The organism is uncultured Aquincola sp., from assembly GCF_964001545.1.
Taxonomy (GTDB): domain Bacteria; phylum Pseudomonadota; class Gammaproteobacteria; order Burkholderiales; family Burkholderiaceae_C; genus Aquincola.
Map to the genome: position 1 here is coordinate 1 of NZ_CAXFDV010000099.1, position 3,591 is coordinate 3,591.

Sequence of the window (3,591 nt, forward strand, 5' to 3'; positions counted from 1 at the left end):
GAACGTAGCGAGTTGGACCGCGGGCCGCCCACCCGAGTAGCGCAGGGCAGTCCGCGCGCAGCGCGGACCGCGGAAGCTAAGCCCCCGGGCCCGCCCGCACGGCCCTGCGCAAACCAGCCCAAACCCACCCAGGGTGTTCAAGCGCAACCCAACCAAACCAAACCGAACCAAACCAAACAGCCCAAGTGTAAATCTCAGTTGACACACCCAGCAGTCACGGCGAAAGTCAGATGCATGAGTCGCCCCGACCTGTCAGCTGTGGCCGAGCTGCTGAAGCCCATCACGTGGTTTCCGCCGATGTGGGCCTTCGGCTGCGGCGTGGTGGCTTCCGGTGCTTCGCCCCAAGGTCGCTGGCCGCTGGTCGCCGCCGGGGTGCTGCTGGCCGGGCCGCTGGTGTGCGCCACCAGCCAGGCGGTCAACGATTGGTTCGACCGGGAGGTTGATGCGATCAACGAACCGCAGCGGCCCATTCCCAGCGGGCGGCTGCCCGGGCACTGGGGCTTGTACATCGCCATCGGCTGGACGCTGCTGTCGCTGCTGGTGGCGCTGACGCTCGGCCCGGTGGGCCTGGCCGCCGCGGTGGTGGGGCTTCTGCTGGCCTGGGCCTACAGCGCGCCGCCGCTGCGCCTCAAGCGCAACGGCTGGTGGGGCAACGGCGCCTGCGCGCTGTGCTACGAGGGCCTGGCCTGGATCACCGGCACCGCGGTGATGGCCGCAGGCTTCGGCCTTGATACGCGGTCGCTGGCGCTGGCGCTGCTGTACAGCGCAGGCGCCCACGGCATCATGACCCTCAACGACTTCAAGTCCATCACCGGCGACCGGCAGATGGGCATCGGCAGCCTGCCGGTGCGCCTGGGCGTGCGGCGCGCGGCCCAGGTGGCCAGCGGCGTGATGGCCGCGCCGCAGCTCGTGGTGATCGCGCTGCTGCTCAGCTGGCAGCAGCCGCTGCATGCGGCCGGCGTGGCCGCGCTGCTGCTGGCGCAGCTTTTGATGATGCGGCGCTTCATCGCCCAGCCGCTGGAGCGTGCGCTCTGGTACAGCGGCTTCGGCGTGCCGCTGTATGTGCTGGGCATGCTGGTCAGCGCCTTCGCGCTGCGCGCAGCCACCGGGGGGTGAGCATGAAGCTGGAAGCCAACCAACACTTCGGCATCACGCAGGTGCTGCGGCTGGGCCTGGTGCAGGCCTGCCTGGGCGGGCTGGTGGTGCTGATGACCAGCACCCTCAACCGCGTGATGGTGGTGGAACTGGCCCTGCCAGCCCTGCTGCCCGGCGTGCTGGTGGCGCTGCATTACGCCGTGCAACTCAGCCGCCCGCGCATGGGCTGGGGCTCCGACGTCGGCGGCCGCCGCACGCCCTGGATCGTCGGCGGCATGGCGGTGCTGGCCGCAGGCGCGCTGCTGGCGTCGGCTTCCGTGGCCTGGATGGAGACGCAGCGCGCGGCCGGCGTGGCCCTGGCCTTCGTGGCCTTCGTGCTCATCGGCCTGGGCGTGGCGGCCTGCGGCACCACGCTGCTGGTGCTGCTGGCCAAGCGGGTGCGGGCCGAGCGGCGGGCCGCTTCGGCCACCACCGTGTGGGTGATGATGATCTTCGGCTTTGCCGTCACCGCCGGCACCGCGGGCCGCTTCCTCGACCCCTACAGCCCGGGGCGGCTGATGGCCGTCACCGGCGTGGTGGCCGCCATCGCGATGGGGCTCACGCTGCTGGCCACCTGGCGGCTGGAAGGGCCGGCCGTGGCCGACACCCCCGCAGCGCCCGCGGCCGAGCACGGTGCCAGCGCCTTCGGCACGGCGCTGCGCGAGGTCTGGGCCGACCCGCCGGCGCGGCGCTTCACGCTCTTCATCTTCGTCTCGATGCTGGCCTTCAGCGCGCAGGACCTGATCCTGGAGCCGTTCGCGGGCAGCCTGTTCGGCTTCACGCCCGGCCGCTCCACGCAGCTGTCGGGTGTGCAGCATGGCGGCGTGCTGCTGGGCATGCTGGCGGCGGCGCTGGCGGGCAGCCGCTGGCGCGGGCGGCAGTTCGGTTCGCTCTCGGGTTGGACGGCCGGTGGCTGCGTGGCCTCGGGCATCGCGCTGGCGGGCCTGGTGCTGGCGGCGGCCCGCGGCCCGGGTTATCCGCTGGAAGCCAACGTCTTTGTGCTGGGCGTGGCCAATGGCGCCTTCTCGGTGGCGGCCATCGGCTCGATGATGCGGCTGGCCGGTGAAGGGCCGCCCGCCCGCGAAGGCGTGCGCATTGGCCTGTGGGGCGCGGCGCAGGCCGTGGCCTTCGCGCTCGGTGGCCTGGTGGGCACCGGCGCCAGCGACCTGGCGCACCGGCTGCTGCCTTCGCCCGCGATGGCCTATGCCGCCGTGTTCGGGGCCGAAGCCCTGCTGTTCCTGGTGGCCGCCTGGCTGGCCTTCCGGCCGCTGCCGGGCAACCGGCCGCAGCGCCCGGGCTCCGGTCGCCGACGGCCTTTGGCGGGCCGCAGCGGCCTGAGCGGTGCCGATCGACTGCAGCCGGGCGCCCTCGACCATGCGGTGTGGCGGGTGGTGCAATGAACGCCCCCCAGGCCCATCCGGCCCCGGCCCCGGACACGCTGTTCGATGTGGTGGTGGTCGGCGGCGGCCCCGCCGGTGCCACCGCGGCCGACGACCTGGCCCGTGCGGGCCATCGCGTGCTGCTGCTCGACCGCGCCGGCCGCACCAAGCCGTGTGGCGGCGCGGTGCCGCCACGCCTCATCCGCGACTTCGAGATCCCCGACCACCTGCTGGTGGCCCGGGCCCAGGCCGCCCGCATGGTGGCGCCCAGCGGCGCCCAGGTGGACATCCCGATCGAAGGCGGCTTCGTCGGCATGGTCGACCGCGAGGTGTTCGACGAATGGCTGCGTGAGCGCGCCGCCCTGCACGGCGCGGTGCGCTGCACAGGCCGCTTCCTGCAGCTGCAGACCACCGACGATGGCTGGACGGTGGTGCACTGGTGCGCCCCGGGCGAAGAAGCCTCGCCGCGGCAGGTGCGCACGCGCCTGGTGATCGGCGCCGATGGCGCGCGATCGGCCGTGGCGCAGCAGGCGGTGGCCGGCTGGGACAAGGGCCGCTGGGTGTTTGCGTACCACGAGATCGTGCAGACGCCGGCCGAGCCGCCCGCCGGCTTCAAGGGCAGCCGCTGCGAGGTGCACTATGACGGCCGGCTGTCGCCCGACTTCTACGGCTGGGTGTTTCCGCACGGCGGCACGGTGAGCATCGGCACCGGCAGCGCCGACAAAGGCTTTTCGCTGCGCGGCGCCACGGCGGCGCTGCGCCGCAGCGTGCAGCTGGAAGGCGCCACCACCTTGCGGCGCGAGGGTGCGCCCATCCCGATGAAGCCGCTGCCGCGCTGGGACAACGGCCGCAACGTGGTGCTGGCCGGCGATGCGGCCGGCGTGGTGGCACCGGCCTCCGGCGAAGGCATCTACTACGCCATGCTGGGCGGCCGGCTGGCCGCCGAAGCGGTGGCCCGTTGCCTGGCCACCGGCGACGCGCGTGCACTGGCCGGCGCGCGCCGCAGCTTCATGCGCGAGCATGGCCGGGTGTTCTGGGTCTTGGGCATCATGCAGGGGTTCTGGTACGTGAGCGACAA

General features: G+C 73.0%; 3 protein-coding genes. All 3 read left to right on the forward strand.

Annotation, left to right across the window (positions count from 1 at the left end; translation table 11 throughout):
• Positions 1–198 precede the first annotated feature (198 nt).
• Positions 199–1,116, forward strand: coding sequence for a chlorophyll synthase ChlG (gene chlG / locus ABNT58_RS03440; protein WP_348752114.1), 918 nt, complete (start codon positions 199–201; stop codon positions 1,114–1,116).
• A 2-nt stretch (positions 1,117–1,118) separates the two neighbouring features.
• Positions 1,119–2,534 carry a BCD family MFS transporter gene (locus ABNT58_RS03445; protein ID WP_348752115.1) on the forward strand — a complete coding sequence of 472 codons (1,416 nt, stop codon included), beginning with the start codon at positions 1,119–1,121 and terminating at the stop codon, positions 2,532–2,534.
• The coding region (locus tag ABNT58_RS03450; protein ID WP_348752116.1) for a geranylgeranyl diphosphate reductase at positions 2,531–3,591 on the forward strand (1,061 nt) is incomplete at its 3' end. The genes ABNT58_RS03445 and ABNT58_RS03450, both read left to right, overlap by 4 nt.

Coding starts and splice junctions, on each gene's coding strand:
- ABNT58_RS03445 (WP_348752115.1), top strand. CDS start 1,119: ATGAAGCTGGAAGCCAACCAACACTTCGGCATCACGCAGGTGCTGCGG.